Source organism: Hyphomicrobium sp. (genome assembly GCF_036780825.1).
Taxonomy (GTDB): domain Bacteria; phylum Pseudomonadota; class Alphaproteobacteria; order Rhizobiales; family Hyphomicrobiaceae; genus Hyphomicrobium_C.
The window spans coordinates 93,451-120,444 of sequence record NZ_DAIQCD010000003.1 but is presented as its reverse complement, the minus strand read 5'-3'; the positions used below and the strand labels follow the sequence as shown (position 1 = coordinate 120,444).

Annotated in this window: 29 protein-coding genes; 15 read left to right on the top strand and 14 right to left on the bottom strand. The window is 64.4% G+C overall.

Annotated elements, in window-relative coordinates; translation table 11 throughout:
• The first annotated feature begins 230 nt into the window (after positions 1–230).
• The 4 genes from V7P99_RS02835 to V7P99_RS02820 all read left to right on the top strand — a co-directional run bounded on the left by V7P99_RS02835 (position 231) and on the right by V7P99_RS02820 (position 5,136).
• Complete coding sequence (locus tag V7P99_RS02835; RefSeq protein WP_333793307.1) at positions 231–2,057, top strand: methanol/ethanol family PQQ-dependent dehydrogenase; 1,827 nt, start codon at positions 231–233, stop codon at positions 2,055–2,057.
• A gap of 227 nt (positions 2,058–2,284) precedes the next feature.
• Positions 2,285–2,959, top strand: a complete 675-nt coding sequence (locus tag V7P99_RS02830) for a c-type cytochrome, methanol metabolism-related (RefSeq protein WP_333793306.1) — start codon at positions 2,285–2,287, stop codon at positions 2,957–2,959.
• Positions 2,960–3,012: 53 nt separating this feature from the next.
• Positions 3,013–3,876, top strand: a complete 864-nt coding sequence (locus V7P99_RS02825; protein WP_333793305.1) for a substrate-binding domain-containing protein — start codon at positions 3,013–3,015, stop codon at positions 3,874–3,876.
• A gap of 645 nt (positions 3,877–4,521) precedes the next feature.
• Positions 4,522–5,136 (top strand): PQQ-dependent catabolism-associated CXXCW motif protein, encoded by a 615-nt coding sequence (locus V7P99_RS02820; protein ID WP_333793304.1) that lies wholly within the window; start codon positions 4,522–4,524, stop codon positions 5,134–5,136.
• 114 nt (positions 5,137–5,250) lie between these two features.
• Here the strand turns inward: V7P99_RS02820 and V7P99_RS02815 are convergent, their stop codons facing one another.
• The 5 genes from V7P99_RS02815 to V7P99_RS02795 all read right to left on the bottom strand — a co-directional run bounded on the left by V7P99_RS02815 (position 5,251) and on the right by V7P99_RS02795 (position 10,398).
• A complete protein-coding gene (locus tag V7P99_RS02815) occupies positions 5,251–5,940 on the bottom strand; it encodes a hypothetical protein (protein WP_333793303.1) in 690 nt (229 codons plus the stop codon).
• Positions 5,941–5,979: 39 nt separating this feature from the next.
• Complete coding sequence (locus V7P99_RS02810; protein ID WP_333793302.1) at positions 5,980–7,068, bottom strand: ABC transporter permease; 1,089 nt, start codon at positions 7,066–7,068, stop codon at positions 5,980–5,982.
• On the bottom strand, positions 7,065–7,847 hold the full coding sequence (locus tag V7P99_RS02805; protein ID WP_333793301.1) for an ABC transporter ATP-binding protein: 783 nt from the start codon (positions 7,845–7,847) through the stop codon (positions 7,065–7,067). Before V7P99_RS02805 ends, V7P99_RS02810 begins: the two co-directional genes overlap by 4 nt.
• A 285-nt stretch (positions 7,848–8,132) precedes the next feature.
• Positions 8,133–9,119, bottom strand: coding sequence for a YVTN family beta-propeller repeat protein (locus V7P99_RS02800; RefSeq protein WP_442909855.1), 987 nt, complete (start codon positions 9,117–9,119; stop codon positions 8,133–8,135).
• 28 nt (positions 9,120–9,147) lie between these two features.
• Positions 9,148–10,398 (bottom strand): ABC transporter substrate-binding protein, encoded by a 1,251-nt coding sequence (locus V7P99_RS02795; protein WP_333793300.1) that lies wholly within the window; start codon positions 10,396–10,398, stop codon positions 9,148–9,150.
• A 331-nt stretch (positions 10,399–10,729) separates the two neighbouring features.
• On the opposite strand from V7P99_RS02795, the gene V7P99_RS02790 reads away from it, so the two are divergent.
• The 8 genes from V7P99_RS02790 to V7P99_RS02755 are packed head-to-tail and all read left to right on the top strand — an operon-like array spanning position 10,730 to position 16,263.
• On the top strand, positions 10,730–11,263 hold the full coding sequence (locus V7P99_RS02790) for a DUF3280 domain-containing protein (RefSeq protein WP_333793299.1): 534 nt from the start codon (positions 10,730–10,732) through the stop codon (positions 11,261–11,263).
• A complete protein-coding gene (locus V7P99_RS02785) occupies positions 11,260–12,246 on the top strand; it encodes an ABC transporter substrate-binding protein (RefSeq protein WP_333793298.1) in 987 nt (328 codons plus the stop codon). Before V7P99_RS02790 ends, V7P99_RS02785 begins: the two co-directional genes overlap by 4 nt.
• The gene (locus V7P99_RS02780; protein ID WP_333793297.1) at positions 12,233–13,021 is read left to right on the top strand and encodes an ABC transporter permease; all 789 of its coding nucleotides are present in this window, start codon (positions 12,233–12,235) and stop codon (positions 13,019–13,021) included. Before V7P99_RS02785 ends, V7P99_RS02780 begins: the two co-directional genes overlap by 14 nt.
• A 17-nt stretch (positions 13,022–13,038) precedes the next feature.
• Positions 13,039–13,761: an ABC transporter ATP-binding protein gene (locus V7P99_RS02775; RefSeq protein ID WP_333793296.1), complete on the top strand. Its 723-nt coding sequence runs from the start codon at positions 13,039–13,041 to the stop codon at positions 13,759–13,761.
• Positions 13,762–13,770: 9 nt separating this feature from the next.
• Complete coding sequence (locus V7P99_RS02770) at positions 13,771–14,574, top strand: (5-formylfuran-3-yl)methyl phosphate synthase (RefSeq protein ID WP_333793295.1); 804 nt, start codon at positions 13,771–13,773, stop codon at positions 14,572–14,574.
• On the top strand, positions 14,571–14,984 hold the full coding sequence (locus V7P99_RS02765; RefSeq protein WP_333793294.1) for a dihydroneopterin aldolase: 414 nt from the start codon (positions 14,571–14,573) through the stop codon (positions 14,982–14,984). Before V7P99_RS02770 ends, V7P99_RS02765 begins: the two co-directional genes overlap by 4 nt.
• Positions 14,981–15,655: an amino acid kinase family protein gene (locus V7P99_RS02760; protein WP_333793293.1), complete on the top strand. Its 675-nt coding sequence runs from the start codon at positions 14,981–14,983 to the stop codon at positions 15,653–15,655. The genes V7P99_RS02765 and V7P99_RS02760 overlap by 4 nt, the downstream gene beginning before the upstream one ends.
• Positions 15,656–15,678: 23 nt before the next feature.
• Entirely contained in the window at positions 15,679–16,263 is a 585-nt protein-coding gene (locus V7P99_RS02755; RefSeq protein ID WP_333793292.1) for a DUF447 domain-containing protein, read from the top strand.
• A 19-nt stretch (positions 16,264–16,282) separates the two neighbouring features.
• Here the strand turns inward: V7P99_RS02755 and V7P99_RS02750 are convergent, their stop codons facing one another.
• Together V7P99_RS02750 and V7P99_RS02745 are read right to left on the bottom strand one after the other, a co-directional pair.
• The gene (locus tag V7P99_RS02750) at positions 16,283–16,417 is read right to left on the bottom strand and encodes a hypothetical protein (protein WP_333793291.1); all 135 of its coding nucleotides are present in this window, start codon (positions 16,415–16,417) and stop codon (positions 16,283–16,285) included.
• 138 nt (positions 16,418–16,555) lie between these two features.
• Positions 16,556–17,581 (bottom strand): hydantoinase/oxoprolinase family protein, encoded by a 1,026-nt coding sequence (locus tag V7P99_RS02745; protein WP_333793290.1) that lies wholly within the window; start codon positions 17,579–17,581, stop codon positions 16,556–16,558.
• A 62-nt stretch (positions 17,582–17,643) separates the two neighbouring features.
• Here V7P99_RS02745 and V7P99_RS02740 point away from each other — a divergent pair, with 62 nt between their 5' ends.
• Positions 17,644–18,462 carry a HisA/HisF-related TIM barrel protein gene (locus tag V7P99_RS02740; RefSeq protein ID WP_333793289.1) on the top strand — a complete coding sequence of 273 codons (819 nt, stop codon included), beginning with the start codon at positions 17,644–17,646 and terminating at the stop codon, positions 18,460–18,462.
• A 181-nt stretch (positions 18,463–18,643) separates the two neighbouring features.
• On the opposite strand, the gene fae is transcribed toward V7P99_RS02740, so the two are convergent.
• The 7 genes from fae to V7P99_RS02705 form a co-directional block, all read right to left on the bottom strand.
• The gene (gene fae, locus V7P99_RS02735; protein WP_333793288.1) at positions 18,644–19,156 is read right to left on the bottom strand and encodes a formaldehyde-activating enzyme; all 513 of its coding nucleotides are present in this window, start codon (positions 19,154–19,156) and stop codon (positions 18,644–18,646) included.
• 349 nt (positions 19,157–19,505) lie between these two features.
• A complete protein-coding gene (locus V7P99_RS02730) occupies positions 19,506–20,360 on the bottom strand; it encodes a triphosphoribosyl-dephospho-CoA synthase (protein ID WP_333793287.1) in 855 nt (284 codons plus the stop codon).
• A gap of 74 nt (positions 20,361–20,434) precedes the next feature.
• Complete coding sequence (locus V7P99_RS02725; RefSeq protein ID WP_333793286.1) at positions 20,435–21,379, bottom strand: ATP-grasp domain-containing protein; 945 nt, start codon at positions 21,377–21,379, stop codon at positions 20,435–20,437.
• An 82-nt stretch (positions 21,380–21,461) separates the two neighbouring features.
• Positions 21,462–22,430 carry a methenyltetrahydromethanopterin cyclohydrolase gene (mch, locus tag V7P99_RS02720; protein WP_333793285.1) on the bottom strand — a complete coding sequence of 323 codons (969 nt, stop codon included), beginning with the start codon at positions 22,428–22,430 and terminating at the stop codon, positions 21,462–21,464.
• Positions 22,427–23,578 carry an ATP-grasp domain-containing protein gene (locus tag V7P99_RS02715; RefSeq protein WP_333793284.1) on the bottom strand — a complete coding sequence of 384 codons (1,152 nt, stop codon included), beginning with the start codon at positions 23,576–23,578 and terminating at the stop codon, positions 22,427–22,429. The genes mch and V7P99_RS02715 overlap by 4 nt, the downstream gene beginning before the upstream one ends.
• A complete protein-coding gene (locus V7P99_RS02710) occupies positions 23,575–24,474 on the bottom strand; it encodes an NAD(P)-dependent methylenetetrahydromethanopterin dehydrogenase (protein ID WP_333793283.1) in 900 nt (299 codons plus the stop codon). Before V7P99_RS02710 ends, V7P99_RS02715 begins: the two co-directional genes overlap by 4 nt.
• A 55-nt stretch (positions 24,475–24,529) precedes the next feature.
• The gene (locus V7P99_RS02705) at positions 24,530–25,498 is read right to left on the bottom strand and encodes a beta-ribofuranosylaminobenzene 5'-phosphate synthase family protein (RefSeq protein WP_333793282.1); all 969 of its coding nucleotides are present in this window, start codon (positions 25,496–25,498) and stop codon (positions 24,530–24,532) included.
• Positions 25,499–25,984: 486 nt separating this feature from the next.
• Between V7P99_RS02705 and V7P99_RS02700 the strand changes: the two genes are divergently transcribed.
• Both V7P99_RS02700 and folK read left to right on the top strand, forming a co-directional pair.
• On the top strand, positions 25,985–26,362 hold the full coding sequence (locus tag V7P99_RS02700) for a 4a-hydroxytetrahydrobiopterin dehydratase (protein ID WP_333793281.1): 378 nt from the start codon (positions 25,985–25,987) through the stop codon (positions 26,360–26,362).
• Positions 26,363–26,428: 66 nt separating this feature from the next.
• On the top strand, positions 26,429–26,941 hold the full coding sequence (folK, locus tag V7P99_RS02695; protein WP_333793280.1) for a 2-amino-4-hydroxy-6-hydroxymethyldihydropteridine diphosphokinase: 513 nt from the start codon (positions 26,429–26,431) through the stop codon (positions 26,939–26,941).
• Positions 26,942–26,994: the final 53 nt, after the last annotated feature.

The window sequence follows — 26,994 nt, the reverse complement described above, 5'->3', positions numbered from 1 at the left end:
GAAACAAGCAAAAAATAGACATCACGGATTGTCTTGCGGACCTCACGAGAAAGTGTCTAAAAGGAACCTACGGTAGCGATGGCTTCAGGTCGCTCTTCAGTGCGAGAGCCGCCAATCGTAAGCCAACGGAAAAACAAGGGAAAAATTCCCGACGCCGTGATCTGGGCTGTGACACGCTGTCGTTCGCTGCCGCTTGCAAGCGTGGCAAGAACTTTTAAGGAGGAAGCGCGATGCGCAGAAGTGCACTCGCATGTGGGCTGCTCGCTACAGCTGCTCTCAGCTCGCCCAGCTGGGCGAACGAGGAGCTGATCAAGCTGTCGGCAGACCCCAACAACTGGGCGATGCAAATGGGGAACTACGCCAACTGGCGTTATTCCGAGCTCGACCAGATCAACACGTCTAACGTCAAGGACCTCAAGGTCGCCTGGCAGTTCTCGACCGGCGTGCTGCGCGGTCATGAAGGTTCGCCGGTTGTGATCGGCGACCGCATGTACCTGCATAGCGCGTTCCCGAACAACGTGTTCGCGCTCGACATCTCGGACCCGGTGGGCCCGCGGGTGCTGTGGAAGTACTCTCCGAAGCAGGATCCGTCGGTTATCCCGGTCATGTGCTGTGACACGGTCAACCGCGGCGGCACCACCGTCATCGGCGACACGCTGATCTTCGGCCAGGCCGACACGACGCTCGTGGCACTCGATGCCAAGACGGGCAAGGAGAAGTGGAAGGCCGTCAACGGCGATCCGAAGAAGGGCGAGACCCACACGGGCTTCATCCTGGTCGTCAACGACAAGGTCATCATGGGCACCTCGGGCGCCGAGTTCGGCGTGCGCTGCCACGTGACGGCCTACAACCTGGCCGATGGCAAGCGCGTCTGGCGCGCCTACTCCATGGGTCCGGATTCCGACATCCTCGTCGATCCTGAGAAGACCCTGTCGCTCGGCAAGCCGGTCGGCAAGGATTCCTCGCTCAAGACGTGGACCGGCGACCAGTGGAAGATCGGCGGCGGCTCGACCTGGGGCTACGCTTCCTACGATCCCGAGGCCAACCTCTTCTACTACGGCACGGGCAACCCCTCGACCTGGAACCCGGCTCAGCGCGCTGGACCGGATGGCAAGCAGATCGACCAGAAGTGGTCGATGACCATCTTCGCTCGTAACCCCGACACCGGCGTTGCAGCGTGGGCCTACCAGATGACCCCGTTCGATGAGTGGGACTACGACGGCGTCAACGAGAACATCCTCACGACGCAGACCTTCGACGGCAAGGAGCGCAAGGTTCTGACGCACTTCGATCGTAACGGCTTCGGCTATACGCTCGATCGTCTGAACGGCGAGCTGCTCGTTGCGAAGCCCTACGACGAGGACCTCAACTGGTCGACCGGCGTCGAGATGGACAAGTCGAGCCCGAACTACGGCCGTCCGTATGTCGTGGCCTCGAAGTCCACCTTCCTCAATGGTCCGGACGTCAACACGAAGAACGTTTGCCCGGCCGCTCTGGGCTTCAAGGATCAGCAGCCGGCAGCCTACTCGCCGCTGACGAACCTGTTCTACGTGCCGATCAACAACGTCTGCATGGACTACGAGCCGTTCAAGGTCTCGTACACGCCTGGCCAGCCGTATGTTGGCGCGACGGTGTCGATGTTCCCGCCTGAGGGCAAGACCAACACGGGCCACTTCACGATGTGGGACGCCGTGAAGGGCGAGATCGTGCAGCAGCACGACGAGCCGTTCTCTCTCTGGTCGGGCATCCTCACGACCGCTGGCGGCCTCGCCTGCCACGGTACGCTCGAGGGCTACTTCAAGTGCCGCGATCAGAAGGACGGTTCTGAGCTCTTCAAGCACCGCCTGCCGTCTGGCTCGATCGGCAACGCCATGACCTACTCGCTCAATGGCAAGCAGTACATCGGCATCTTCTCGGGTGTTGGTGGCTGGGCCGGCATCGGTCTCGCCGCGGGCCTCGACAAGCCGACCGATGGTCTCGGCGCTGTGGGCAACTACTCGGGCCTGAAGTCCTACACGGATCTCGGCGGCTCGTTCACGGTCTACACGCTCCCGTAAGGTGGGTCGTTAGGAAAAGTCACTCCGGCGCGGGGAAACCCGCGCCGGTTTCTTGCTGGAATGTAATCTCCGGATTACCTTGCCCAGCAGTCCGGTCTCACCAAATTTTGAACGTGGCTTGGGAAAAAATGGCCCGTTCGTGAGGTCATTCTCCCGAAATTGTCGTTGTGTTTTCGGCGGGCTGGACGTTTATGAGAAAGAGTCAACAAGGAAAACAGGGGATACGCGTGAAAAGGTTTGGGACTGGACTTGCTGCCGGCTTCTTCAGCGCAGCGCTCATTGTGCTGGGAGTGACCGCAGCTGCTGCCAGCGACGATAAGGAGTATCAGGTTGCCCAGGATGCGCCGGCTGACGCACCGGCTAGTGCAGCAACTGGCAAGGAACCGCCGCCAAGCGAGGCGACGGCTGAGGAGAAGGCAAAGGCTGCTGAAGCCCTTGCGCTCTCGAAGGCTGGAAAGAAGGAATTTGTCGACGGAAAGTGGCAGCTGCCCGACGGCACGCCGACCTACAACATCGTCAAGGACGGCGATGAGGTGAAGCAGGTCGACTGGTACACCTATTCGGGATGGCGCCGGTATCACTCCGAGTGCCACCAGTGCCACGGTCCGAACGCGGAAGGCTCGTCCTTCGCGCCGGCTCTGGCGGATTCGCTCAAGACGATGACCTATGAGAAGTTCCTGCAGGTCGTGTCCAGCGGTCAGATTCGTGACGTCGGCGGAACGCAGTTCGTCATGCCCGCGCTCGGCGATAACAAGAACGTCATGTGCTACATCGACGATCTTTACGTCTACATCAAAGCGCGTGCGTCCGGCGAGCTGCCCGGCGGCCGTCTGAGCCCCGATCAGCGCGCGGAGAAGCCGCAAGAGGCCAGGGACTACGAGTCGGCCTGCCTCGGCGACTGACGTAAACGGCAGCTTTTCATTTCCATCGCTGCCTTTTGATAGAGAGGCCTACCATGCGAATTGGCGCCGTATTTGTATCCGCTCTGTTCGGCCTTGCGGCTGCGTGCGGCAACGCCATGGCGGCCGAAGGCCATCTCGCAGACGCGGTGAACCGCACGGTTCTTCGCGTCTGCGCGACCCCGGCCAATCTTCCCTACTCGGACGAGAAGGGGGAGGGGTTCGAAAACAAGATCGCCCAGCTCATGGCGGACGATATGAAGCGCCAGAGCGTGGAGTACACGTGGTTTCCGCAAAGCATGGGCTTCGTGCGCAAAACGCTGGCGGAAAAGCGGTGCGACGTGATGATGGGCACGGTGCAGGCCGATGAGCTCACGCTCAACACCAACCATTACTACCGCACGACGTACGCGCTGATCGTCAAGAAGGGCAGCGGGCTGGAGGATGTGAAGTCGGTCTTCGATCCGAAGCTCAAAGGCAAAACCGTGGGCGTGCAGGCGGGTGCTCCCGCAGCGGATCACGTCGCCAAGGCCGGGCTCATGGCGACGGCGCGCTCTTATCGCTTCATCGTCGACACCCGCTACGAAAACCCACCGCAAGAAATGGCCAACGATGTGCGCAAGGGCGAGATCGACGCCGGCGTGCTCTGGGGCCCTCTTGCCGGCTGGTACGCCAAGCATGGCGGCGAAGAGCTCGTGGTCATTCCCCTGCTCGAGCAGCATCCCGGCACGGAAAAGCTGGAATACCGCATCACCATGGGCGTGCGTTCCGGGGAGACGGCTTGGAAACATGAGATCAACGATTTCATCGCTCGACGGCAGGGCGACATCGATAAGATCCTGCTCGACTATGGCGTGCCGCTGATCGATGAGGACAACAAGCTCATCACGGAACCGCGCTACGCTAAGAGCACCAACTGAGGCGAACACCGGCTGACGCAAGCCAGGGTCGGTCGGGCTGAGGCCGCATGCTTAGCGCGGTGGCCCTATCGAGGCTTGAAGCTTTCATTCGTCCGTGTGCAGGCGTGCACAATGGGGTGTGGCACCCTCTTTCATCCTCGGACGTCTTCGAGGATGGCGTCGCCTAGAGCCGTTCTGATTTAAGTGGAATCGGGGAACGGCTCTGAGCTTTTGTTCGATCGTGCTTCTCTTCGGAAAACCGGTTCCCACTTTTTCCGGAAGCACTCTAGCTCTTGGCAGGGCTTCCGCGTGGCTTGGCCATGACGAGCGTCGACTTTTCCCATCGCCAAAGCCGATCGAGAGCGCGTTCTCTCTTATTCGGAATCGGATTGCGCGACGTGAACGCGCTCTAAGTTTTTTTGAGAGAGACTGATTCACGTTCTCGGTGAATGCGTGTCCGCATCCACGAGAACGATCAGGCTCTAATTCGGGTAAAAAGTGGAATTTTTTGGATTTTTCGTTTCTTGTTGAGATCGAATTGGAAACGGCTTTAAATTTTTGCCGTGCGGGTTTTCCCCTGGGCACCGGTTCCCGCTTTCGTGAAGCGCTCGCGTGCGGGGCGTCGGCGTTTGCCGCGCTGCTTTCCGGCGCTGGTGGAATGATGGAATGCAATTGCACGACCTGACGCGAAACGGCAGGAAAACGGCGGCGTTGGCGCGCTTGCCAGGCGGGATAGCCGTGGCGGCCGCGCTTTTTCTTTGTCTTGCGGCCATCGCGGCTGACGGGCCGGGCCGTGATACGGCGGCGGTCGCGGAGCCGGACGGTTATCGCATGGACGATTACCGTTCGCCCGTTCCCCTGACGCTCTCGGGCGCGCGTGTCATCCATGCCGACGAAGCCGAGCGGCTGCTCGTAGCGGGCGAGGCGGTATTCATCGATGTCTATCCGCGCCCTCCGAAACCTCCGAACCTTCCTGCGGGAACAGTGTGGCGCGATCCGACCCATATGACGATCGACGGAGCCCACTGGTTACCCAATGTTGGCTATGGCGTGCTGTCGCCGGAGTTCGAAAGCTACTTCCGATCGCGCCTGGAACGGCTGACAGGCGCCGACAAGGCGCGGCCTGTCGTGTTCTTCTGCCTCAGGGATTGCTGGATGTCGTGGAACGCGGCCAAGCGCGCGCTCGAATGGGGTTACGCCAACGTAATCTGGTTTTCCGAAGGGACCGACGCCTGGCAGGAAGCGGGCTTCGATCTCGTCAAGGCCGCGCCGGTGCCGTAAGGCCGCTTCGTAGAGCCGTTCCCCGATTCCACCTAAAGCGGAACGGCTCTAAGTGAAAGACTGGTTCACGTTCTCGGTGGGCGCGTGTCCGCTCTCACCTCAAACGATCAAGCTCTAGCTGGACATGTTGTTGCGGATCGCCCGAGCCACGCCGTAGAGATGCTCCTCGATCAGAACCGGCACCTCGCAGGCCAGGGAGACGTTCGACTGGCGCTCCTGGAAAATGCGCTGCGCCCAGTTGAACTTTTCACGCGCTTCGGCGAGCTCCGGCGTATCCTCGGTTATGCCCGGCGGCTGTTTGCTCTCGAGCTTGGCGATCTCGGTGCTCTGCCGCTCGAGCTCCTGCGCCCGCTCCTTCTGAGATTTCTGATACTTCTCGATGCCGCTCATCACTGTCCGACGCTGGCCGGTAACCTTGTCGAACAGGCCGGCGAACAGGAGCGTGAGCTTCTCGTCGCGTTTATCCGCCGGCTGGGCGTCGGCGAATTTCTTGACAGCGTCCTCGGCCTTGTCGAGCGGCAGGCGGCGGCTCGATAGCTGCTCGATGAGATCGGACATGCCGGGCTCGCGGAACCAGCCCTTGAGGCCCTCGATGGGCGGGCCGTCCCAGATCTGCATGGCCGTCAGTGTCGGCACCTTGCGCTGGACGCAGGGCCAGTCGGTCGTCATGTCGATCGGCGGTGGAGCGGCCTCGGACTGACCCTCGATGACCTTCGATGGCGCGCCGGCACCCAGCTCGGCGGACCCGAGCACGAGGGCGGAAAGGATGAGGGGCACGCTGAGGATATAGGCAGCTCTCGTCATTTTTCTTTCCGTACTTTGTGTGCCCGGCGAAGGGCGTCGTCAGCCTGCGCCGCCGGGCCCGCCCCGCCGGGCAATGAGGCCCTTGGACGGGTTGTAAGCATAGACCGCAGCTCCAAGGAAGAACACCGTGTACGCAATTACAACATACAGGTTCGTAAGGTCCAATGAGCCGTCGTCAAGGCGTGCGCCAACCTGGCCGTAAAGCGCGAAGCGGATCAGCTCGACGGCGTACGTGAACGGATTGAAAAGGCAGATCTCATAAAGCAGCGGGCTGCTTTCCCGGATGCGCCACAGGGGGTAGAGCGCCGAGGACGCGAAGAACATGGGGAAGATGACGAAGTTCATCACGCCGGCGAAGTTTTCGAGCTGCTTGATCACCGAGGATATGAACAGCGACAGCGAGCCGAGCATCAGGCCGGCGAGCAGAAGCGCGGGCAGCACGGTGAAATAATTCATCGTAGGCGGCGGGAGCTGCCAATAGTAGATGGCGCCTGCGAGCGCCACGATCTCGATGATCACGGTTGCGATGATGGCGCGCTGGATGACCTTTTCAGAAAAAGTTTCCGTGGCCGCATTGAACAGAAGCAAGAGCACGAGCAGCGCCGGCACGGCGAGTAGCGCCCAATGGGCAGAAGCCGGCATGTCCGCTTCCCAGAAGTAGAAGATCCCGAGGAAGACATAGGCCTGGATCGTCGCCACCGCCACGCCGCCGATCAGCTTCGATAAAAGCAGGAAGGAGCGTGGGAAGGGGCTCACCAGCAGCGTGCGCATGGCGCCCGTCTCGCGATCGTACACCATCGAGAGGGACGACTGCATGGCGTTGAAGAGCAGGATCATGCCGAGCAGGCCCGGCACGATGTAGACCTCGTAGAGCACGTAGGTCTCATAGGGCGGGATGATGGAGACGCCGAGCACCTGGCGGAAGCCGGCGGCGAAAATGAAAAGCCATACGAGCGGGCGCACCAGGGCCGAGAAGAAACGCTCGCGCTGATGCAGGAAGCGCAGGATCTCGCGCCAGACAATGCCGCGGAAACAGACGAGATAAGCGAGCGGCCCCAGCCGCTGCAGTGTTTCAGGCGCGTATCCGCCGCGCAGCCCTGCTTCGGCGCGCACAATGCCGACGTTCATGCGGCCTCCTCCTCGATCGAGCCTATGCCCGTAAGGGTGCGGAATGCGTCCCGGGCCGTGCTCGCTCCTGTTTCGGCGAGAAAGCCCGACAGGCGTCCCGAGAACAGAACCTTGCCCTTGTGCAGAACGACGATGAGGTCCGTCTCGGAGATCTCATCGATGAGATGTGTGGCCCACAGCACGCCTAGCCCCTGGCGCTGCACCAGTTCGCGCACGATGCCGATCACGCTTTCACGCGAGGCAATGTCGAGGCCCACCGTTGCTTCGTCGAGCAGCAGACAGCCGGGATGATGCAGGAGCGCACGGGCGATTTCGACGCGCCGGGCCTGCCCGCCGGACAAGTTCCGCACCTTCTCGTGCGCTCTGTCGGCGAGGCCCACGGTGGCCAGCGCGTCTGCTGCGCGCCGCCGCGCCTCGCGCGAGCCGATGCCGTGCAAGGCAGCATGGTAGAGCAGGTTCTGCTGCAAGGTGAGATCGCCGTCGAGCGTCTTGGATTGAAAGACGACCCCAAGCCTTTGTAGTGCGGCGCCGGGCCGGCGGCGCACATCATGGCCAAGAATACGAATTTCGCCCGAGACGTTGTCGTACAGACGCGTGATCAGCGAGAACAGCGTCGACTTGCCGGCCCCGTTCGGGCCAAGCAGCACGGCAAAGGTTCCGCGCGGCACGGCAACGGATACGTTGTCGAGAACGAGCTTCTCGCCAAAGCTATGGCTCACGCCATTTACGACGAGAGCATCCGGGTCCGGGGCCCTGTTCTTGTATTCAGCGTCGCTCACTTGAGATTGAACTTCACGTGTATGAATCCCGTTCCAGGGCTCGCAGCATCGCGAACCGGAGCAGTTTCCTGCTGTACCTCTATCGTCTTCCAGCGAACCGATGTCCGGCTCGCGGGAAGACGTCTTGAAACTCCGTTGCGACCATCGCGCACTCGTGCTTGCCAGTCGACATGATCTTGGCCGAGCAACCTTCCCCGCGGAGCTGGAATACTGCCCCGTATTATTCCGTCAGCTCCCGAAGCTGCAAAGCCGCGCCGCAAAGCGCAGCTTCTGCGCAGCCGCTATCTATTTGAACGGCGCTACGACCACGCCCCACGGATAGCGGCCTACTCGGACCGACTTCGTCACCCGAAGCGTCGCCACATCGATCACGGACACGTCGTTCGAGGTGCCATTGGTGGTGAAGAGAAGCTTCTGGTCGGGAGTGAAGCCGAGGTTCCACACGCGCTGGCCGACGAGCAGATACTTCTCGACCTCGCGCGTCGCCACGTCGACCACGGCGACGCGGTTGGCGGGGCCGAGCGCGACGAACGCCTTCTTGCCATCGCTCGTGATGCGCACGCCTACAGGCTGGATGGCATCCTTGGTAATGCCCTGGATCTCGAATGTCACCTTGCCGAGCACCTTGCGCGTCCCGACGTCGATGACGGTGACCGTGCCGCCGATCTCGGCCGAAACCCAGACCTGCTTGCCATCGGGCGTGAATTCGGCCACGCGCGGCCGGTTGTCGACCAGCACGTTGTCGATGTTCTTGTAGGTGTGCGCATCGATGAAGTGCGCCATGTTGGTCGTTTCGGAGGTGTTGACCAGGATTTTTCCGTCCGGGCTCATCCCCATGCCTTCCGGCTCGACGCCGACCGGGACGTCAGTGATGATCGTGCCCTTGAAGATGTCGACGATGGTGACGAGGTTGTCGTCCTCGTTCGAAACGTAGAGAGGATTGCCGGAGGTGTGAAGGATCGGCAGCTCCGGATCGGGCCCTGACGGCAGATCCTTCACATACTCGTAGGTCTGCGTGTCGAACACCTGCATCTTGTGATCGTCGCTCGCGCATACGATCACCCATTTGCCCTCGTTGGCCAGAATGATGCCGCGCGGCCGGTTCCCGGTCTTGATGGTGTGGACGACCTCCAGCGTGTCGCTGTCGATCACCGAGATGGTATTTTCCTTCTCGTTCGAGACGAACACCTTGTAGGCCAGCGCATCCGGGGCCGTGAATGCCAGAAGAGAGAGGGCCAGTGTGCACGCGAGGGCATGCCGATGTCTTGTCACTTGGAAGCTCCTTGGTCGTTCGCTCGCATCAGTTCTTGAAGGCGGTGCATTTGGATTCGGGCCGGTCGACGCCGAGCGTGTCGAGCTCCGTGACCTGATGCAGGAAGCCCTGCTGGGGCGAAACCGTCACGTTGATCTTATCAGTCGCAACGAAAATCGGCTGGCGAAGCTGCCCGTTCCAGGGCCGGTAGGTCACCTTCTGGCCCTTGAACGCCGCCAGCTCAAACTCAGGGGAGCGCATGTAGGCGATCAAGGTCTTGGCGTCGGCCGAGTTCGTGCGCGTTGCGGCCTCGCCGACGGAGCGCACCGCCGTCCATGCATTGTAGTCGAGCGGGCGCATATTGCGGTTGGCAAGCCGCTTGAAGCGGTTCTGGAACTGGGTTCCGCCCCACAGCTCCACGGCCGGATGCCATGGGGTCGCGAAGAGGCCCGCGGTTCCGATCACCGGCCGCGCGGTCCAGGTGCGATAGGGGAAATAGTCGCCGAACAGTGAGCCCTCGTCCGCAACCACGACCACGTCGTGCTCCGGAAGGCCCTGCATGAAGCCGGGGATCTGCTGCTGAACCTGCTCGTAACCGCCGTCGGCCCGCCGGCTTCCAGGATCATAGTCGAAGACGCGCTCGGCGACGATCTTCTGGCCGAAGCGCTTGGCCGTTCGGCGCATGGCGTCGGCGTAGAGCTTATCCTCCGGCGTCTGCCCGATGATGAGGACCCAGTTGCGCCATTGCTTCCAGGCCATGTACTGGCCAAGCGCATCGGTCAGCATCGTCCGCGAGGGGGCGGTATGCTTGACGTTGACGCGGCAATCTTCCTCTCGCAGGGCCTCGTCGGGCGCGGAGACATTGAAGACGAGCGCATCCTTGTCCTTGAGGGCATCGGCAACCTTGAGCAGCGTTCCGGGGCTCGCATCAAGGATGACATAGGGCGTGCCCGCATCGACGCGCTTCGAGATTTCCGCCACGAGTTCGTCGGCCTGCGGGGACTCGAGGGTGTCGAGGAGAAACTCCTGCTTGAGGAAGCGTCCCGTGGTGTTGTTATCGGCGATCGCGAGCTTGGCGCCGGCCACGCCGTCGTCCGGTGGCGGAATATCGAGAAGGGAAAGCGGCGGCAGACGATCCTCGCGGATCTCGCGGGCCATCAGGATGTTGATCTTCAGCGTGGCTTCGGCGGCGGCTTCCGTGCTGGGCGCGGCGGCCTCGGCCGGGGCGGCCGGCGCGGGCGCGCCTTCGCCGGCAACAGCGGAAACGGGTATGGCCAGCACCACAGCCAGCGTAGCCAACAGGGATTTTTCCCTAAGCTTCCCGAGGAAGCTGCCGCATGGGCGACGATAACCGGACTGGGCGGGCCGCAATGCCGGCCCAGTGGAGAAGGTCATGATGGTGTCCTCCCGCTGATGCGCCGGCGATGCCGAACGACCGGGTACAATGTAACATCTTCCCCCGGAAGATCGCATCGAATTACCAATTGTCAAGTTGATGGGAAGCGGGCCTCTCGGTTTTGTTACAGGCCGTGAGGACAAGCTTCCAGACATTGGGCTTGCAAATCGGCGCTCACCCAACGCACGTTAGAGTGTGAGCAAAACGTAGTACTTAGGGGGATGGACAGGGCCTATGACCAGACGTCAGGTGGCGGCTTGGCTGGTGATGGTGCTGGCAGCGGCGGTGGCAGCGCCGGCCGTGGCCGAGGCGGCGCCCAGGCTGGCAATCTTCCCGATCGACATGTCGATCCCGCGGTCGGAAGAGGATTTTTTCCGGGGCGTCTCGGGACCCTCGCCCGAGGAGCAGAGCCGGCTCGCCATGGTGCAGGCCGAGTTTCAGAAACTGCTTTCCGCCGACGGCCGTTATGAGATCGTAGATCTCTCTCCGGTTGCCGAGGAGATCAAGGCCGCGCAGCCCATCTTCGAATGCAACGGCTGCGAGATCGACATTGCGCAGAAAACCAAGGCCGAGCTGGTGCTGACCGGTCTCGTCGACAAGATTTCGGAAACGCACCTCAGCCTCTCCGTCGCGATCATCGACGTGGCGCAGGGCAAGCTCGTGAAGAACGCCAGCGTGCTCATTCAGGGCAATACGGATGAATCCTGGATGCATGGCGTGCGGTGGCTGGTAAGAAACCGGCTGCTGAAGGAGGACAAGACCGAATGATCGACCGCCGCAGGCTCATGGCTGGGACGGGATGCGCTCTGCTCGCGGCTATGGCGCCTTTTTCCGCGCGGGCGGCGGCTGCACCGTTGCGCCTCGCCTCGGTCAAGTACGGCTCGCTGTCATGGGTCATCGAGACGATCCGCGCGCTCGAGCTCGACAAGAAGGCCGGCCTCGCATTCGAGGTCGTGGAGGTTGCGTCGAACCAGGCGGGTCCCATTGCGCTTCTCGGCGGCGGCGCAGACGTCATCGTGTCCGACTGGACCTGGGCCATGCGCCAGCGCACCCTCGGCGAGAAGCTCAAGTTCGCTCCCTATTCCTCGGCACTGGGCTCGCTCGTGGTGCCGGCCGGGAGCCAGATCAGCGAGATCGGAGATCTCGACGGTAAGGTGCTCGGCGTCGCGGGGTCTGCGATCGACAAGAGCTGGCTTCTGCTGCGCGCCTATTCGAGACGGAAGCTCGGCCGCGACGTTGCGACCTTTGCGCGGCCCACGTTCGGCGCCGCTCCGCTGCTCGCCGAGGAACTCCGCTCGGGGCGCATCGACGCGGTTCTCAATTTTTGGACCTATGCTGCGCGTCTCACCGGCAACGGCTTTCGGGAGATCCTCACCGTCAGCGACATTATGAAGAGCCTGGATATCGACCCCGTGCCGTCGCTCGTCGGTTTCGTCTGGGAGGAGAGCTTCCAGGCGGCGCGGGGACACGACGTCGCGACGCTCCTCAAGGTCGTGCATGAGGCCAATGCCGTCCTCGCCGCGGATGACGGCGCCTGGGAGCGTCTGCGCCCGCTCGTCAGGCCGGCGTCCGAAGGCGAGTTCCGCTCCATCATCGCCGCCTATCGGGCTGGCATACCGGAGCCGTGGGGCCCGGCGGAACTCGACTCCGCGAAAAAACTGATGGCCATCCTCGTCGCTTCGGGCGATGCGGAGCTCATGGGCCACGGCACAGACTTTGACGCGAAGCTGTTTCACGATGCAGCGATTTAACCCGACGGTCAGCGCCGCATCCGATCAGCCCTGGCCCGTCCGCGTGGCGTGGGGCGTGGGCTCGCTCGTGGCGTTCCTGCTTTTCTGGGAGGTGCTGGCGCTCGTCATTCACCACCGCCATCTGCCGACGCCGACCGTCGTCTTCGCCGCCATGGCGCGCGAGTTCGCAAGCGGCGAGCTCACCTATCACATCGGCATGACGCTCTTCCGCGTGGTCATCGCCTTCGTGTTTGCCATGTCCATCGGCTCGGCTATCGGCATCGTCATGGGCCGCAACGGACGCATCGACCAGTTTTTCGACACTTGGCTCGTGCTGTTTCTCAACCTGCCGGCGCTCGTCATCATCATCCTCTGCTACGTCTGGTTCGGACGCACCGAGGTGGCCGCGATCATTGCGGTGGCCGTGAACAAGCTGCCGAACGTGGCCGTCACAGTCCGCGAAGGCGCCCGTGCGCTCTCCCGCGATCTCGCTGAGATGGCGCATATGTATCGCTTCGGCTGGTGGAAGACGCTGCGCCACGTCACGCTGCCGCAGCTCGCACCTTATTTTCTAGCCTCCGCCCGCACGGGCCTCTCGCTCGTGTGGAAGATCGTCCTCGTCGTCGAGCTCCTCGGCCGCTCGGACGGCGTCGGCTTCCAGCTCAGCACCTATTTCCACTTGTTCGATGTGTCCATGATCCTCGCTTACGCCCTGGCTTTCATCGCCGTCGTCCAGCTCATCGAGTTCGGCATCCTGCAGCCTATCGCGGCACGGGTGAACAGATGGCGGCGTTAGGCCGGGAGGCCGCCGCGATGGCGGACGGAAGCCTCAGGATCCGGGTGGCGCGCAAGGTCTTCCCCGCCGCCGGAGGCCGTCCGGAGCACCCCGTGCTCAAGGACATCGCCATCGATATCGCGCCACGCTCGTTCGTCGTGATCACGGGGCCATCGGGCTGCGGCAAGTCAACGCTCCTCAACATCATCGCCGGCCTCGATAGCGACTATGAGGGCGAGATCGTGCTCGGCGGGCGGGATACGAAGGTCGGCTATATCTTCCAGTCGCCACGGCTCCTTCCTTGGCGGACCGTTTACGAGAACATCGCGCTCGCGCTCCCGGACCGCGATCCCCGCCACGCGCGCATCGAGGAGATGCTGAGCCAGGTGGGCCTCGCGGGGTTCGGATCACAGTATCCCGAGCGGTTGTCTCTCGGCATGCAGCGGCGCGCCGCGCTCGCCCGGGGCTTCATCACGGAGCCCGATGTGTTGCTCATGGACGAGCCCTTCGTCTCGCTCGATGACCCCACGGCCCAGGCGCTCCGCGAGCTTCTGATCGGGCTTTGGACTCGCCGCCCGACGACCGTGATCTTCATCACCCACGACCGCACGGAAGCCGTTATGCTCGGCACCCGTATCTTGCGCATGTCGGGCGCAAATGCGACTATCAGCCAGGATGAGGCCGTGCGCCTTTCGCCGTCTGAGCGGACCGATCCGGCCGCCGTGCTGGCTGAAGAAAGACGCATCTTCCACGAGGCGTAATTCCCCGAAATGATGAGCGAGAAGACGATGGGGGCGCATCGGGCCCGGGCCGTCCGCCTGTTGGCCAGCGTGACGAGCGAGGCGGAAGCGCGTCTTGCGGCGGCCGAGGGCGCAGATGTCATCGATTGCAAGGATCCCGCTGCGGGCGCACTGGGTGCACTGCCCTGCGCAACCGTCGCACGCATCCGGGATGCCGTTCCGGCTCATGTTCCGGTCAGCGCCACCATTGGCGATCTCCCCGCCGAACCGGGGCCGGTTCTCGAGGCGGCCCGCGCCATGGCGGCGACGGGTTGCGATATCGTCAAAGTCGGATTGTTCCCCGGAGGTGATGCGCGAGCGACCGTCCGCCAGCTCGGGCTGCATCTCGCGCCGCGGACGGCGCTGGTCGCCGTTCTAATGGCCGACGGGCCGCTTGATCGAGCGCTCGTCCCGGCGCTGGGGGAGGCGGGCTTCACCGGCGTGATGCTCGATACGGCCGCCAAGGATGGCCGCACGCTGCTCGATCATCAGGGCGCGGCGGCGCTTGCGGCTTTTCTTGCGGAGGCGCACGCAGCGGGCCTGTTCGCGGGGCTCGCGGGCTCGCTTCGGCTCAACCAGATTCCGGAGCTGCTCGCGCTCGCGCCGGACGTGCTCGGGTTCCGCGGCGCGCTCTGCCGTGCCTCCGATCGCCGGGGTGTGCTAGACGCTGGCGCCATCGCGGCCGTGCGAGCGGCCATTCCACGGGCATCCGGGATGCTCATTCCGTCTTCTCAATTCCAAGCGGACGGGACAGAGAACCCGCTCGCCAATCGCGCGTTGGAACCCACACCATGACGACCGTGACCACACCACGTCCGGGCGAAGCGCCCACGACCGCCAAAGGAGCCGGTGCGCCGAGGCGCGACTGCATCTTCATCAGCGACTGGGTGATCGACTGCAACATCGGCGTCTACGCCGAGGAAAAGGGTGTGACCCAGAAAGTCCGCATCAACGTCGACGCCTATCTCGCCTCCGAGGTCCGCGCCGCCCGAGACGACATGGAGACGGTGCCCTCCTACACGGAGATCATCGACGTGGTGGAAGCCATCACGGCCGGCGGCCATATCAACCTGATCGAGACCTTCGCCGAGGCAATCGCCGAGCGCTGCCTTGCGGATGCCCGCATCGACGCTTTGCGCATCCGCATCGAAAAGCTCGAGCGCGGGCCGGTGCGGGGCGTCGAGATCTACCGATCACGCGCGTGACCCCGGTCGTCCTCAAGCTTGGGGGCAGTCTCGCGGAAAGCGGGCGTCTCCGCGCGCTCCTGGCGCTGGTGAGCCGGGCGCGCCGCTCGGTCGTCGTCGTGCCGGGGGGCGGCGCTTTCGCCGACGCCGTGCGCGAGACGCAGCTCGCTCTCGGCTTCTCGGACGAGGCGGCGCACGATATGGCGTTGCTGGCCATGCACCAGATGGCGGATGCGATGATCGCTCTCGAGCCGCGGCTCATGGGAGCGGAGACGCTGTTTGGCATCGCGCGTGCCTGGCATCGCCGCCGCATCCCCGTGTGGCTGCCGGCGAGCCTTTGCGCAGGAGACCGGCGGATCCCGCGCGACTGGTCCATCACGTCGGACGGGCTGGCCGCGCGCCTTGCCGAGCGTCTCGGTGACGTGGAGCTCGTGCTCGTGAAGTCGCGCACGTCGCGGCGCACGGCATCCGCAAGGATACTGGCGCGCCAGGGCATCGTCGATCCGGTGTTCCCGGAGATCGTCGAGCGGGCCGATCTCGCCTGGCGCGTGCTCGGTCCGGATGATGATGGCGTGCTGTGCGATATGCTGGACGTGGCGGAACGGCGGTCCCGTAACGCGCCGGCGCAGCGCCGCCGCCCGGCGCGACCGGTGGCGCGGGCCACGCGCCGTCAGCCCGCGGCCAAATCGTAACAGCGGACTGCAAGGAGGCCGGGATGCCGCGCATCGTCGAGACGATTGTGACGACCATCGATGCCGCCGGGACGCCGCATCTTGCGCCGCTCGGTCTCATCGAGGACGGCGACCTCTGGATCATTGCGCCCTTCAGGCCGTCGCGCACGCTCGACAATCTGCTGGCAAATCCCCACGCGGTGGCCAGCCATACGGGAGACGTGCGCGTCTTTGCCGGCTGCATCACCGGACGGCGCGATTGGCCGACTGTTCCCGCTGACGTCGTGCCGGGGGTACGCCTGCAAGATGCCGTCTCGCACTGGGAGCTTTCGGTTGTGCGGATGAGCGATGATGCGCAGCGCCCGCGTTTCCATTGCCGCATCGTGCATGCTGCGAGCCATGCTGTGTGGAGCGGCTACAATCGGGCCGAGGCGGCGGTGCTGGAGCTAGCCGTGCTGGCGACGCGGCTCTCGATGCTGCCTCCAGAAAAGATCGATGCCGAGCTCCAATATCTCGAGATCGCCATCTCGAAGACGGCTGGGCCACGCGAGCGTGAGGCCTGGGACTGGCTGATGGAGCGCATCACGGCGTTCCGACGGGGCGATGCCGACGCGGCGCAGAAGCGATAAAATTCAGCGTGCAGGCGTCTCAGGCGCTGGCGGCCACGGTCGCGGCCAAGCGGGCGCGATGACGGGCAAACAGGAACGCGCTGACTGCGACGGCGAGCACGACGAAGCCTCCCGGCATGAGGATGGCCGTCAGGATCGCGAGCGTCTTCTTCATAGCCTCCCCCAAAGTCGAGCTTTCGAGTTCGAGCGATCAGGCTCTGAGAGCGCATACTGGGATGAGTCTATGCGGCTTGCATCGCGGTTCCTCGAGGCATCCACATTCATTCGATGAATTGCGTTCGGCCTGCGTCGCTCACGAAGCGTCGAGAAGCAAGGCGACCGAGACTGCGGGCGCGCAAGCCGTGGCCCAATGCTCGTAGCCGGGTGCGGCTTGGACGAGCGTGGCAAAGTGGATCGCCGGACGGCCGAGGCGGCGCGCGATTTCCTCAACGTCGCTCGCGCCAATGCCTGCTGCAACGATCGGAGCCTCGTTCGGGAGAGCGGCAGACGTGAGGACGCGGGCCGCCCCGTCGTGAATGGATCTGAGCTGCATCTCGCGAACATGAGCGGCTGCGGCGCGCCAGTCGGCTTCGGTTCCGTCCTGCGCGTCGCGGCCCAGCATGCGCGCCAGCCGCACCGTACTTTCGCCGATCGTTTTCCCCTTGCCGTCCGCTGTCGCATGCAGGTCGATTTCTACGAGGTCGACGCCGAGGATGCGGCGCACGTCGGCCATTGTCGCGAGGTATTCACGCGCAAGGCCGACCCATTGCCCTTGGAACGGCGCCTCGCTGGCAACTCCCATCACCGCCGTGCGCGTGAAGCCGGTGTAGACCAGCTCGCCTGTCGTCTGACGCTCGGCATCCGTGAGGCCGTGCACCTGCACGACACCGCCCCGCGCGGCGATGATGTCGGCCGTCGTCGAGCCGAAATCGATGAGCAGTGCGGCACCGAGCCGCCGCCCGGCCAAGGCGGCCGTGGCCAGGAAATTGGTCGAGCCGACGTCGGCATGATGGCGGCGTGCATCCTCCGCAGACCCGAAGCCCTTGAGGCCCATCCAGAAGCGCGCTTTTCCGCCGAGCTCTTCCGAAAGCCGGCCGATGAGCGTCAGAGCGCCGGTCTCGCGGTTGGGGAAGAGATCAGACAACTCGCCCGTCATGGTGATGGCGCAGTGTTCAGCCTGGCTGAGCAGCGCCGCGGCCTCGGCGAGCGCACTGTCGAGCCTGTCGAGGCCTTGCCACAGCGGGCAGGCCACCTGGCGCACGCAGACAGCGCGTCCGTCCTCGACAAGCGCCACCTTGAGGTGCGCCCCTCCCACATCGAGGCCCGCAACGATGCCCATAGCCGTTCCTTCCTTCTTCTTCGCGCCCCTGTGTTACATCACCGGCAAGGAGAAGAAAGCCCATGCAGGTCATACCAGTCATCGATGTGCGGGGCGGCGTGGCGGTGGCGGCGAGCCGCGGCGACCGCGCCCGCTATCGGCCGCTCGAGACGCCGTTGGCGGCCAGCGCCGATCCGCTTTCTGTCGCCGAGGGACTGCGGGCGCTCTATCCGTTCGCGACGCTTTACGTCGCGGATCTCGATGGTATCGAGGGGAGGGGAGCAGGCTTCGCCATGCAGCAGCGGCTTGCCGAGGCCTGGCCGGGTTCGGAGATCTGGATCGACGACGGCGGCATCGGCGCTGGTGGGGACGGGAGCCCCCCCACCCCAACCCTCCCCACGAGGGGGAGGGGGCCCGTTGCGCACGATGGAAACGACATCGGTCCTCTCGCTTTGTCACAAGGGGGGAAAGCCCACCGCTCGCGATCTGGCGTCGTCAACCACATCATCGGATCCGAGTCGCTAAGCTCCTTGGAGGATTACCATCGCGCCCGAATGGCCGCTGGTCCCACCGCTCCGCTCTCGCTCGATTTTCGCGGCGATGATTTCATGGGCCCGCCCAGATTGCTCGACGATGCGACCCTCTGGCCCGAGCGCCTCATCGTTATGACGCTGGCGCGTGTTGGCAGCGGGGAAGGGCCGGATATGACGCGTCTCGCGTCAATCCTCGCGCGGGCGGAAGGCCGCCAAGTGTATGCCGCAGGCGGCGTGCGCAGTATGGGTGATCTTCGTGAGCTGCGCGACGTCGGTGTCGCCGGTGCGCTGGTCGCCACGGCGCTTCATGCGGGGGGCATCACGAGGGATGATCTCGAAGCGTTGGCTCGCGGTGATCGCCGGGCATGAAAAAGAGCCTGACTGCAAGCGCAGCCAGGCTCCAAAGTTTCAGTCCACGTGCGAGTGGATCGTGAAGCTCCACTCGAGTGTATCAGCCGTTCCAACGGCCGGAGAGTAGTCTTCCCAATCGCTGCAGCAGACCCCCCTGCAATGGAGGGGCATCATTATCCTGCTGTGGACGGTTTCCGCTTCAAGCCTTCGCACCGAACGGATGCGTGACCGAGTTGCGCTGCGCGGTGGCCTCGGCGGCCGTCGGCTTGCCGGCGACGGCGCGGGCGATGGCCTCCTTGGTGGCGCGGTAGTTGTAGTCCTGGATCTTGGCGTCGTCGGCCGCTTCCCAGTGGATGAACACGCCGACGAGGACGAAAACGTCATCAGCCTCGTCTGCCGGGATCACGCCCTCGGCGACCGAGTCCTGAACGGCCTTTGCAACGCCGTACTGGGCCGGGCCGAACATCTGAACGGCCTGACGGGCGTCCTTGATGGTGACCTTGTTGAACATGATCGTGTTCGGCTTGCACGGCAGGTTCGGAGCGATCACCGCGAGAAGCGTGGTGAAGCCGTCCTTGTTGTTTGCAAGCGCGTTGACGAAAGCCGTCTCGGCGGCGCTGCCGCGCGGTCCGATCACGAGGTCGATGTGCGCGACTTCGTTGCCGTCGCCGACGAGCGACTCGCCGACCATCACGCGATTAATCTTGGCCATTACAGGGTTCCCTTCCTTCATTAAACAAAAACCAACACGCCCCGAGCGTCCGATGTCTCGTTCGCTTGGAGCGTCTGCCCGGGTTTAAAGGGCCGGCTGCAGTCCGAATAGCTATCCCAGTTGCAGCGAGCGGTGATGACATTCACCGCACCGGTTGGCCAGATAGCGGCGCAGCGAGCGCCGCCCCTTAATAGCCTTAGGATTGCGGCTTCGACAAGGGGTTAGAGACGAAACCCCGGGCGCTGTGCATGTTTCGGGCAAATGTACGCGGCCGTTCCTTGAAGATTGCGGCCTAATTGATCGACCGACCGGTATGGAGCTGATGCAACCATCTGGCTCCGGATTGTTTTTACACGCTCCGGCGGACGAGCCCATCGGCAAAGAGCGTGCCGACGACGAGATCCGCCGTGGTGCCGGGATTGAGGCCGCGGGCTTTCAGGCTTGCATCCAGATCGAGCAGAGATTGCCAGGAGCCGGGGCGCGGCGCGGGCCGCCACAGGTGCTCGAGGGCGCGTGCCTCGCGTTGTACTGCGGCGGCCGCCTCGGCTCCGTGCTTGCGGGCGATGTGGCTATCCTCGAATGTAGCGAGAAAGCTCATATGCAGCGCCGTGACCGCCAAGGTTTCGCTGTCGGCCGCGCGCCGGGCTATCTCGAGTGTGGGCAGTCCTTTCGCGAAAATATCCTCAAAGCCGGTGACATAGGCGCGCGCGATGCGATCGCGCTCCGATGCCAGCGCCATGGCCTCCTTGAGCGTGATTGCGGCGGGCTCTGCGACGTCGCTCGCCGCAACGCGTCCGAGACCGGCCGGATTGGCGATGACGATGGCCTTGAAGGCCGCATCGGCGTCCGCACGATCGAGGGTGTCGAGCACGCGGACGAGGCGCTGGCGGAGGTCGCCGCCGCCGGTCGGTGTGTCAGCCGCGGCCGCGAGCGGTGCCGCGAGCAGCACGATGCCGAGATTGGTGTTGAGCCCTGTAGCGGCAAAGCTCGCTTCGACAGCGCCGAGGATGCGCGTTCCGACGCCCTGTGCAGGCTCCCCAATGAACGGTGCCGCCGCCGCGGCCGCCGCCTCGAAATGCGCCGTTTCCATGCCGTGACCGGCGCCGTGCACGTGCACATTGCCGGGCTTCAGCGCTGCGAGCTCGGCGTGGCAGGCCTCGATAAAGGCTGCCTCTATTGCGGTTCGGTCGAGAGGAAAGGCCATTCAAGTGCGTCCATCGAGCCTCGCCCCGTGCTGCGGGGGGCGCCGGCGCCGGGTTCTCGGCGGGGTTCGGCCCATCATCGAGCGCGCGCCTCGGCGACGGATTGAAGGAAGTCGTGGGCGAGGATATCGGCGATGTCGAGATCGGTGACGCTCTGCAAGCCTTTCCAGGCCGGGTTGGAGTTGATCTCGAGCACCATGAGGCGGCCGGACTCGTCGCGGATGAGGTCGATGCCCGCATAGTCGACGCCGACGGCCGCGACGGCGGCGAGCGCCGTCTGGACCATTTCCTCGCACGGCTCATGCGCGATCGGTTCGGCCCCCTGGTGCACGTTCGTGATCCATGATTTCCCGCGCCGTAGCATGGCGGCGAGCACGCGCTTGTTGCAGACGAAGACGCGCCAGTCCTCGAACACCGTGGCGTCGGGTGCGCGCAGGTAGTGCTGCATGTAGTAGACGCTGCCGACGTCTTCCGGCGACGGCAGCTCATCGGGTCCGTTCGCCCGCCGCACGCCATTGCCCTGGCTGCCGAATAGCGGCTTCAAAACAAACGGCCGCGCGTTGCCGGCAAGATGGCCGTGCGCCCGCTCTCGCGTTTCGACGACACGAGTTGGCGGCGTCGCGAGCCCGGCGCGCTGGAAGAGGAACGTCGCCGTCGACTTGTCGACGCAGCGCTCGATCGCGCGTGCATCGTTCCACACGCGCACGCCGCTGGCGCGCAGCGCGTGCAGAATACCCAGCCGGAACGTGATCTGCTCGAGCGTGCCGGTCGAGACCGAGCGTACGAAGGCGCCATCCGGAAGAAGGCCGTCGAAGCCCGGGATGTCCATGCCGCTCGGGCATGACGTGTCGAAGGCGCATCCGCTGAGGGTGGTGGTAACGACGGTTGCGCCGCGCGCCTCCATCGCCGTCCTGAGGCGGCGCGCATGCCAATCTCCGGAGCCGTCCTCCACGAACAGCGCGATGCGCGGCCCCGAGCGTGTCGCGCCGCTCACATCCGTGGTGGTCACTGGCTTGTTCATCGGTTTCCATGTCCTGCGGCGCGCGCCCTCATTCCCTTCGAGATTGCGAGAGAAGAATGGGGCGCGCGCCGCTACGTCCGGTCTATCTGAAGCTTGCGTCGACGATATCGGGTGCGAGCTTTCCAGCGTGGAAGCTCGACCCGGTATCCAGGTTCGAGACCGTCACCAGCGCCGGGCTGAAGAGTGAGGCGTCGATCTTGTAGAAGTCGCCCTCGACCTCGGCAAAAATCGCGGCGAACGGCTTGCCGTAGATCGAGCAGGTGCTCGAGGGCAGTGCGTTGGCGAGCTTCTCGGCGTCTGCGTCGGTGCCCCTTACGAAAAGCTGGATGCGGCCGCCGTAGATGATGGCGTCGTTGGTGCGCCCCATGGCCTTGACGAAGTCGGGGATCGGCGGCGCAATCGGAGCGACGCCATAGCCGTCGACGATATTCGAGAGGTCGAACTGAAGGGCGTGTGCCTTATGCAGGGCCACCTCGAGCACGCGGGCGGCGATCTGCACCGTGCCGGCGAGGCTGCCGGTCGGTGCGTAAAGCACGGTGAGGTCTTTGGCCTGGACGCCGCATGCGGACGCGACGCTCGAGGCGACACCGGCCGGCGGCGGCGTGTCGCCTTCGATGACGAGGGCGGCCCTGTCATGGCGGTCGACGTAGCCGAGCTCCTTGTAGAGCTCCTCGACGCGCGAAAGCGCGCGCGCCGGCCCGGAGCCGAGCGCGAAGAAGTTGTTGTCGCCAGTGATGGTCCAGCCGGCGTATTGACTGCCGAGGCAGGCGACGACGGGGTTCGACGAATGCACTACGACGCCGAGAGGCCAGCGCTCGAGGCCGGAAGCGGACGTCAGCGCGACTGTGCCGAGGCCGCCCATGCAGATCTCGCCCAAGCGGCGTCCGGCTTCGAGCCCGCCCGCCACCTTGGCACCGAGATCGATGCAGCGCTCCCCGTCCGCCCCGGTCGAAACGGAGATCCTAAGGGCGTCGGCGTTGGCCGCCAGATCATCGACGAGAACGCTTGCCCGGGCGTTGACGCTCGGTGCGAAGCCTGGAGTGCTGCTCATTGTCGAGCTCCTTGTTTATTGGACGTGTCATACAGCAAAGTTTCGAGCATCCCCAAACGCTCGAAACAGGCGGCTTCTACGGCATCGATGTCGTCGCCCTCCGCTATGACGGTCGCGAGAGGCTCTCCGGCGCCGATGACGCTGCCGGGACGGGGACGGTCGGCGGCCCAGTCGGGCCAGTCTACCGCTCCGGCCGTAAGCGGGCCGCGATCTGCGTAGAGGAAGGCGGCCGCGCGAGCAACGGGGGGATGCCAATCCGCGGAGAGAAGCGCGGCCGGATCGCCGCCTCGTGAGGCTTCGACGTGGGCCTTGAAGAGCGTGCCCGACGCATCGTCGAACACGTCGAGGGTCGCGCCTGGGCGCGGGTTCACCTCGAGCAGTGCCGGCGTTCCGTCGGCGACCAGATAATCGAATGACACGAGCCCCTGGAGCTTGAGCGCCTCCGATGCCTCGAGGCTCATTTCGATGAGGCGCGCCTCGAGATCGGGATCGAGCGGCAGGGAGCCTGCCGCGCCGCCGTAGCGAAACGGTCGGCGGGGAAGGGGGCTCGTCCATTGCCGGCTGGCGGCAAACGCGGCGCTTTTGTCGGAGACGAGACCCAGGATGGAGATCGGCTCGCCGGACGCCTCACGCTGGAAGTAGCGGCGCTTGTCCGGCCGCGGCTCGGCCGGACACCGATGGATGTGCAGCCCGCCGCTGCCGCCGATGCGCTTCATCAGCCATCCGTCCGAGACGGGCGGGGCAACGAGCTGCGTTTCGGGATGCGGGATGCCGAGGCCATCGAGCAAGGGGAAGAGCTCACGAGGATCCTTGGCCCGCGCGATCGTCTCGGCGTCGTTGCCGATCAGCCGGTAATGCTGGCCGAGCCTGGCCACGAGCCGGGGATTGCATTCGAATCCCGTGCCGAGCACGAGGCCCACCGGCGGTGTGGGGGCAGCGGCGGTGAGACTCTCGAGGGCCGCCAGGAGCGGCCGCGGCGTGAAGCCAACCTGGACGCGGGCGGGCAGACAGCGCGAATCGTGCGCGAGCGCGACCGTGTCCAGATCACCGAAGCAATCGACGACGAGCGGACGATAGCCGGCCCGCCGCGCGGACGCTGCAAGCGCCCGCGCGGAGAAGGCCGCGATGAGGACCGTTTCGCCCGTCAAGCAACGAGCTGGCGCGCCAGCGTGAAGGCGTGGCGGAAGTCGAGCGAGAGCGGCTCCTTGGAGCCGATCATCTGCTTGAAGAGGCCGGCTTCGGTCTTGTACTTGATGTCGCCGATGGCGAGCGGACCCACGCCGAGCGCGTTGCAGCCCGGCAGCGGTGCGCCGTCCATGAAGAGCTCCATGCCCTCGACGCCAGGCGGCGGGACGGCGTTGACGTCGGCGACCACGAGCAGGTTCTTCGCGATCTCCTTGTGCTCCTTGGAGATGACCTGCACGCCAGCGGCGGCGGCGGCAAAGATGACCTCGGCATTGGCGATGATCTCACGCTTCTGATCATCGGTCTCGCCGGAGACGGCAGTGAGATCGACGCCGAACCGCTCCTTCGAGACCTCGGCGGACTTGATCACCCGCTCGACGCCACGGTGCGCAACGAGCTGCACGTCTGCGCCCTCGAGCGCGGTGATGATGGAGGACGCGAAGCCGACGACGCCGGTGGCGCCGAACACGGCGATCTTCGTGCCCTTCCAGCCGCGATTGAACTTCTGCTTCAGGACACGCTCGACGCAGGCGACCATGGCCGCAGCCGTGGTGAAGGAGCCAGCCGGATCGGCGAATGCCGAGAGCTGGAACGGCGGCACCAGGGCCTTGCGCGCGGCCTCCAGCATGTCGAGCGCCATGATGGCGTCCTTGCCGCCGATGAAGATGCCCGTGTGGGAGCCGTAATCGGGCGGACGCGAGAAGATCGCATCCTGCACCAACGGCGTGACCTCCTCGAGCGTGACGTTGATGTAGGGAATGATGGTCTTGTAGCCGGCGTCCGTCGCCATGTTCACGTCGAACGGGCTCATGTGCTTCTGCGGCGAAAGCATGTGCAGAATTGGGGTGGCGTCACTCATCAAATCGTCTCCCGTTCACATATGGCTGGGCTGCTCGTTTTCGAGCAAGGCATCGTCAGAAGGTCGCGATCGTGGCGCCGGTATTCCGTCCGCAGACGATCGTGATTTCGAGGCCCTTCGCTTTAGCGTCTTCAACTAAAGAATGATAGAGGCGGTCTGCCACATCCGGCGAGGGCGCAAAGGCAAAGCCGGTCGGTCCCCATGAGGTCTGGCCGATGCCTGTGGCGCCAAGCTCGGCGGCGCGTCCGAGGAGGGCGCCGACGCTGGGCGAGGTCCAGGGACTCCCACCCTGCGCGGCCGCGAAATGGCCGCCGACGATCGATTGGATCTCGGTCAGGGCCGCGCCGAAGGCGGCCATGTCGGCTTCCTTGAGGCCGGGCACGAGCTGCATCAGCACGAGCCGGCACAGGCGCTCCGCCAGCGCCTCGGGGAAGGGCGGCAGTGCGGCGAAGGCCTGCGACTCGCGATCTCCGTGCGCGCCCTGGTGGCGCTTGTCGAGCACGAGGAGCGCGCGCCACGCCTCGGGAAACGGTGTCTGAATGAGTACGGGGGGCGGTCTGTCCAGAGCGCCGCGGCCGCCATCGACGATGAAGCCGCCGCCTTCGAACGCCGCCATGCCGATCGCCGAGCGCGCGCCGCGCCCCGCAAGGTCTCCGATCTGCTGGGGAGACAGCGAGAGCCCTTCGAGACGCATGAGGGCCAGTCCGATGGCGAGGGCCAGCTGGGTGCCGGAGCCAAGCCCCGCATGGGCAGGAATGGCGTGCGCCACCTCCACCCGGTATTGACCTTTGAGGGCGAGGGCCTCGATGCACCGATCGACGACGGCGCGCACGCGGTCCTCTTCAGGGCCTGACACGGACAGCGTGTCGGCGCGGGAGACGGTGACATCCGTGGACGGGCGATCGAGCGCGAGCCCGATCGAGCCATAGCGGCGTCCGAGCCCGCCGTTGAGGTCGAGGAAGCCCAGGTGCAGGCGAGCGGGCGCAGAAACGCGGCAGCCTGTGACCGGAAAAGCTTCGTGCATCGTGCAGAATGTCCTTGGAGCTAGTGATGATCGCAAAATTCGCCACATCATGCAGCGCGGTTCCGAGCGAATTTTTCGATCTGAACCACACTAGCAAGTCTGTGTTTCCAGTGTCCCTTATGATTTCGAAGGCTGGAATCGGGACACTAGAGCATTTTCCGTTCGCTTGCGCTCACTGCAAAGTCTCTAGTCATTTGTTTCAGCGAGCATCTTCACCCATTCGGGCGATGCCGCCCCGAATGGGATCTGCTCTAGCCGATTGTGAGGGCGGAGGCGCAAGATAAGGCCTGGCTGGTCCGATGGAAACGGCGCCGCCCAGACACGCATGGGATGCTTTGGCCCAGGCGTACAAGGCCGCTTGCATCCCAATCGGTTAGGCCGGGGCGCATCGCCATCCAGTTCCAAAAAGAATGATCCTGATCTAGGGTCGCGCCCAGACGCAGGGGTGACTGCGCATTTGTCTACGAAAGGCGAGGAGAGAGCAATATGAGCAGCCCAAGAGAAAAGGCACTTTCCGAGGCCGAGGTCAGCGCGTGGCTAACGGAGAACCTGCCGCATTGGCGCCTGGAGGATGGCTGGATTCGGCGCGCATACAAGACGTCGGGCTGGAAAGGGACGCTGATGGTCATCAACACCGTCGGGCACCTTGCCGAGGCGGCTTGGCATCATCCTGACATCACCGCATCCTACGCGTGGGTCGAGGTGCGTCTCGTCACGCATTCGGCGAAGGGCATTACCGAGAAAGACCTCGCGCTCGCCAGGAAGATCGAGGATGTGGTGCATTGGCAGCCGGGCACGGAGGGCGGTCCGCTCGAAGGCACGCCCACCGGAGACCAGCGGTTTGCCTACGTCAAATATGACTGAGACCGCCGCCGCCTCATCCACTCTCGCCGAATGCTCCGCCCTGTTCTGTTCTGGCCTGGTGCACGGATGACCGGAACCGGCGACGGTGGATCCCACTATGATGCCTTGATTGGCCTTGGCTCCAACATGGGCGACAAGGCGGACAACATCCGCCGCGCTGTCGCTCTTCTGAGCGAGGCAGGTGATATCCAGGTTGTCGCGCAGTCGCGGCTCTACCGCACCGCGCCGTGGGGCGTGACGGAACAGGACTGGTTCGTCAACGGGTGCATTGCAGTTGCGACGGAGCTTTCACCGGCGGCGCTCCTAAAGCGCTGCCTCGGTGTCGAAGACACGATGAAGCGTGTGCGCGAGCAGCGCTGGGGGCCGCGCGTCATCGATGTCGACGTGCTGGACTATAGAGGGATGGTTTTCGACGATCCCGATCTCACGCTGCCGCATCCGCGCATCAGAGAGCGCGCCTTCGTGCTGGTGCCGCTTGCGGAGATCGCTCCCGACCTTGAGATTGGCGGGCATCGGCTTGATCACTGGCTGGCGCAGGTGGATGCGCGAGAGGTCACTCCGATGAGCGAAAGCAAATAAAAAAACCGCGGACGCATTCTCGTCCGCGGTTTTGAAGATCAGCGCCTTATCAG

Bases quoted from the DNA above. Each gene is read 5' to 3' on its own strand.
- V7P99_RS02835 (WP_333793307.1), top strand. From the start codon at position 231: ATGCGCAGAAGTGCACTCGCATGTGGGCTGCTCGCTACAGCTGCTCTC.
- V7P99_RS02825 (WP_333793305.1), top strand. From the start codon at position 3,013: ATGCGAATTGGCGCCGTATTTGTATCCGCTCTGTTCGGCCTTGCGGCT.
- V7P99_RS02820 (WP_333793304.1), top strand. From the start codon at position 4,522: ATGCAATTGCACGACCTGACGCGAAACGGCAGGAAAACGGCGGCGTTG.
- V7P99_RS02815 (WP_333793303.1), bottom strand. From the start codon at position 5,940: ATGACGAGAGCTGCCTATATCCTCAGCGTGCCCCTCATCCTTTCCGCC.
- V7P99_RS02810 (WP_333793302.1), bottom strand. From the start codon at position 7,068: ATGAACGTCGGCATTGTGCGCGCCGAAGCAGGGCTGCGCGGCGGATAC.
- V7P99_RS02790 (WP_333793299.1), top strand. From the start codon at position 10,730: ATGACCAGACGTCAGGTGGCGGCTTGGCTGGTGATGGTGCTGGCAGCG.
- V7P99_RS02785 (WP_333793298.1), top strand. From the start codon at position 11,260: ATGATCGACCGCCGCAGGCTCATGGCTGGGACGGGATGCGCTCTGCTC.
- V7P99_RS02780 (WP_333793297.1), top strand. From the start codon at position 12,233: ATGCAGCGATTTAACCCGACGGTCAGCGCCGCATCCGATCAGCCCTGG.
- V7P99_RS02775 (WP_333793296.1), top strand. From the start codon at position 13,039: ATGGCGGACGGAAGCCTCAGGATCCGGGTGGCGCGCAAGGTCTTCCCC.
- V7P99_RS02770 (WP_333793295.1), top strand. From the start codon at position 13,771: ATGATGAGCGAGAAGACGATGGGGGCGCATCGGGCCCGGGCCGTCCGC.
- V7P99_RS02765 (WP_333793294.1), top strand. From the start codon at position 14,571: ATGACGACCGTGACCACACCACGTCCGGGCGAAGCGCCCACGACCGCC.
- V7P99_RS02755 (WP_333793292.1), top strand. From the start codon at position 15,679: ATGCCGCGCATCGTCGAGACGATTGTGACGACCATCGATGCCGCCGGG.
- V7P99_RS02750 (WP_333793291.1), bottom strand. From the start codon at position 16,417: ATGAAGAAGACGCTCGCGATCCTGACGGCCATCCTCATGCCGGGAGGC.
- V7P99_RS02745 (WP_333793290.1), bottom strand. From the start codon at position 17,581: ATGGGCATCGTTGCGGGCCTCGATGTGGGAGGGGCGCACCTCAAGGTG.
- V7P99_RS02740 (WP_333793289.1), top strand. From the start codon at position 17,644: ATGCAGGTCATACCAGTCATCGATGTGCGGGGCGGCGTGGCGGTGGCG.
- fae (WP_333793288.1), bottom strand. From the start codon at position 19,156: ATGGCCAAGATTAATCGCGTGATGGTCGGCGAGTCGCTCGTCGGCGAC.
- V7P99_RS02730 (WP_333793287.1), bottom strand. From the start codon at position 20,360: ATGGCCTTTCCTCTCGACCGAACCGCAATAGAGGCAGCCTTTATCGAG.
- V7P99_RS02725 (WP_333793286.1), bottom strand. From the start codon at position 21,379: ATGAACAAGCCAGTGACCACCACGGATGTGAGCGGCGCGACACGCTCG.
- mch (WP_333793285.1), bottom strand. From the start codon at position 22,430: ATGAGCAGCACTCCAGGCTTCGCACCGAGCGTCAACGCCCGGGCAAGC.
- V7P99_RS02710 (WP_333793283.1), bottom strand. From the start codon at position 24,474: ATGAGTGACGCCACCCCAATTCTGCACATGCTTTCGCCGCAGAAGCAC.
- V7P99_RS02705 (WP_333793282.1), bottom strand. From the start codon at position 25,498: ATGCACGAAGCTTTTCCGGTCACAGGCTGCCGCGTTTCTGCGCCCGCT.
- V7P99_RS02700 (WP_333793281.1), top strand. From the start codon at position 25,985: ATGAGCAGCCCAAGAGAAAAGGCACTTTCCGAGGCCGAGGTCAGCGCG.
- folK (WP_333793280.1), top strand. From the start codon at position 26,429: ATGACCGGAACCGGCGACGGTGGATCCCACTATGATGCCTTGATTGGC.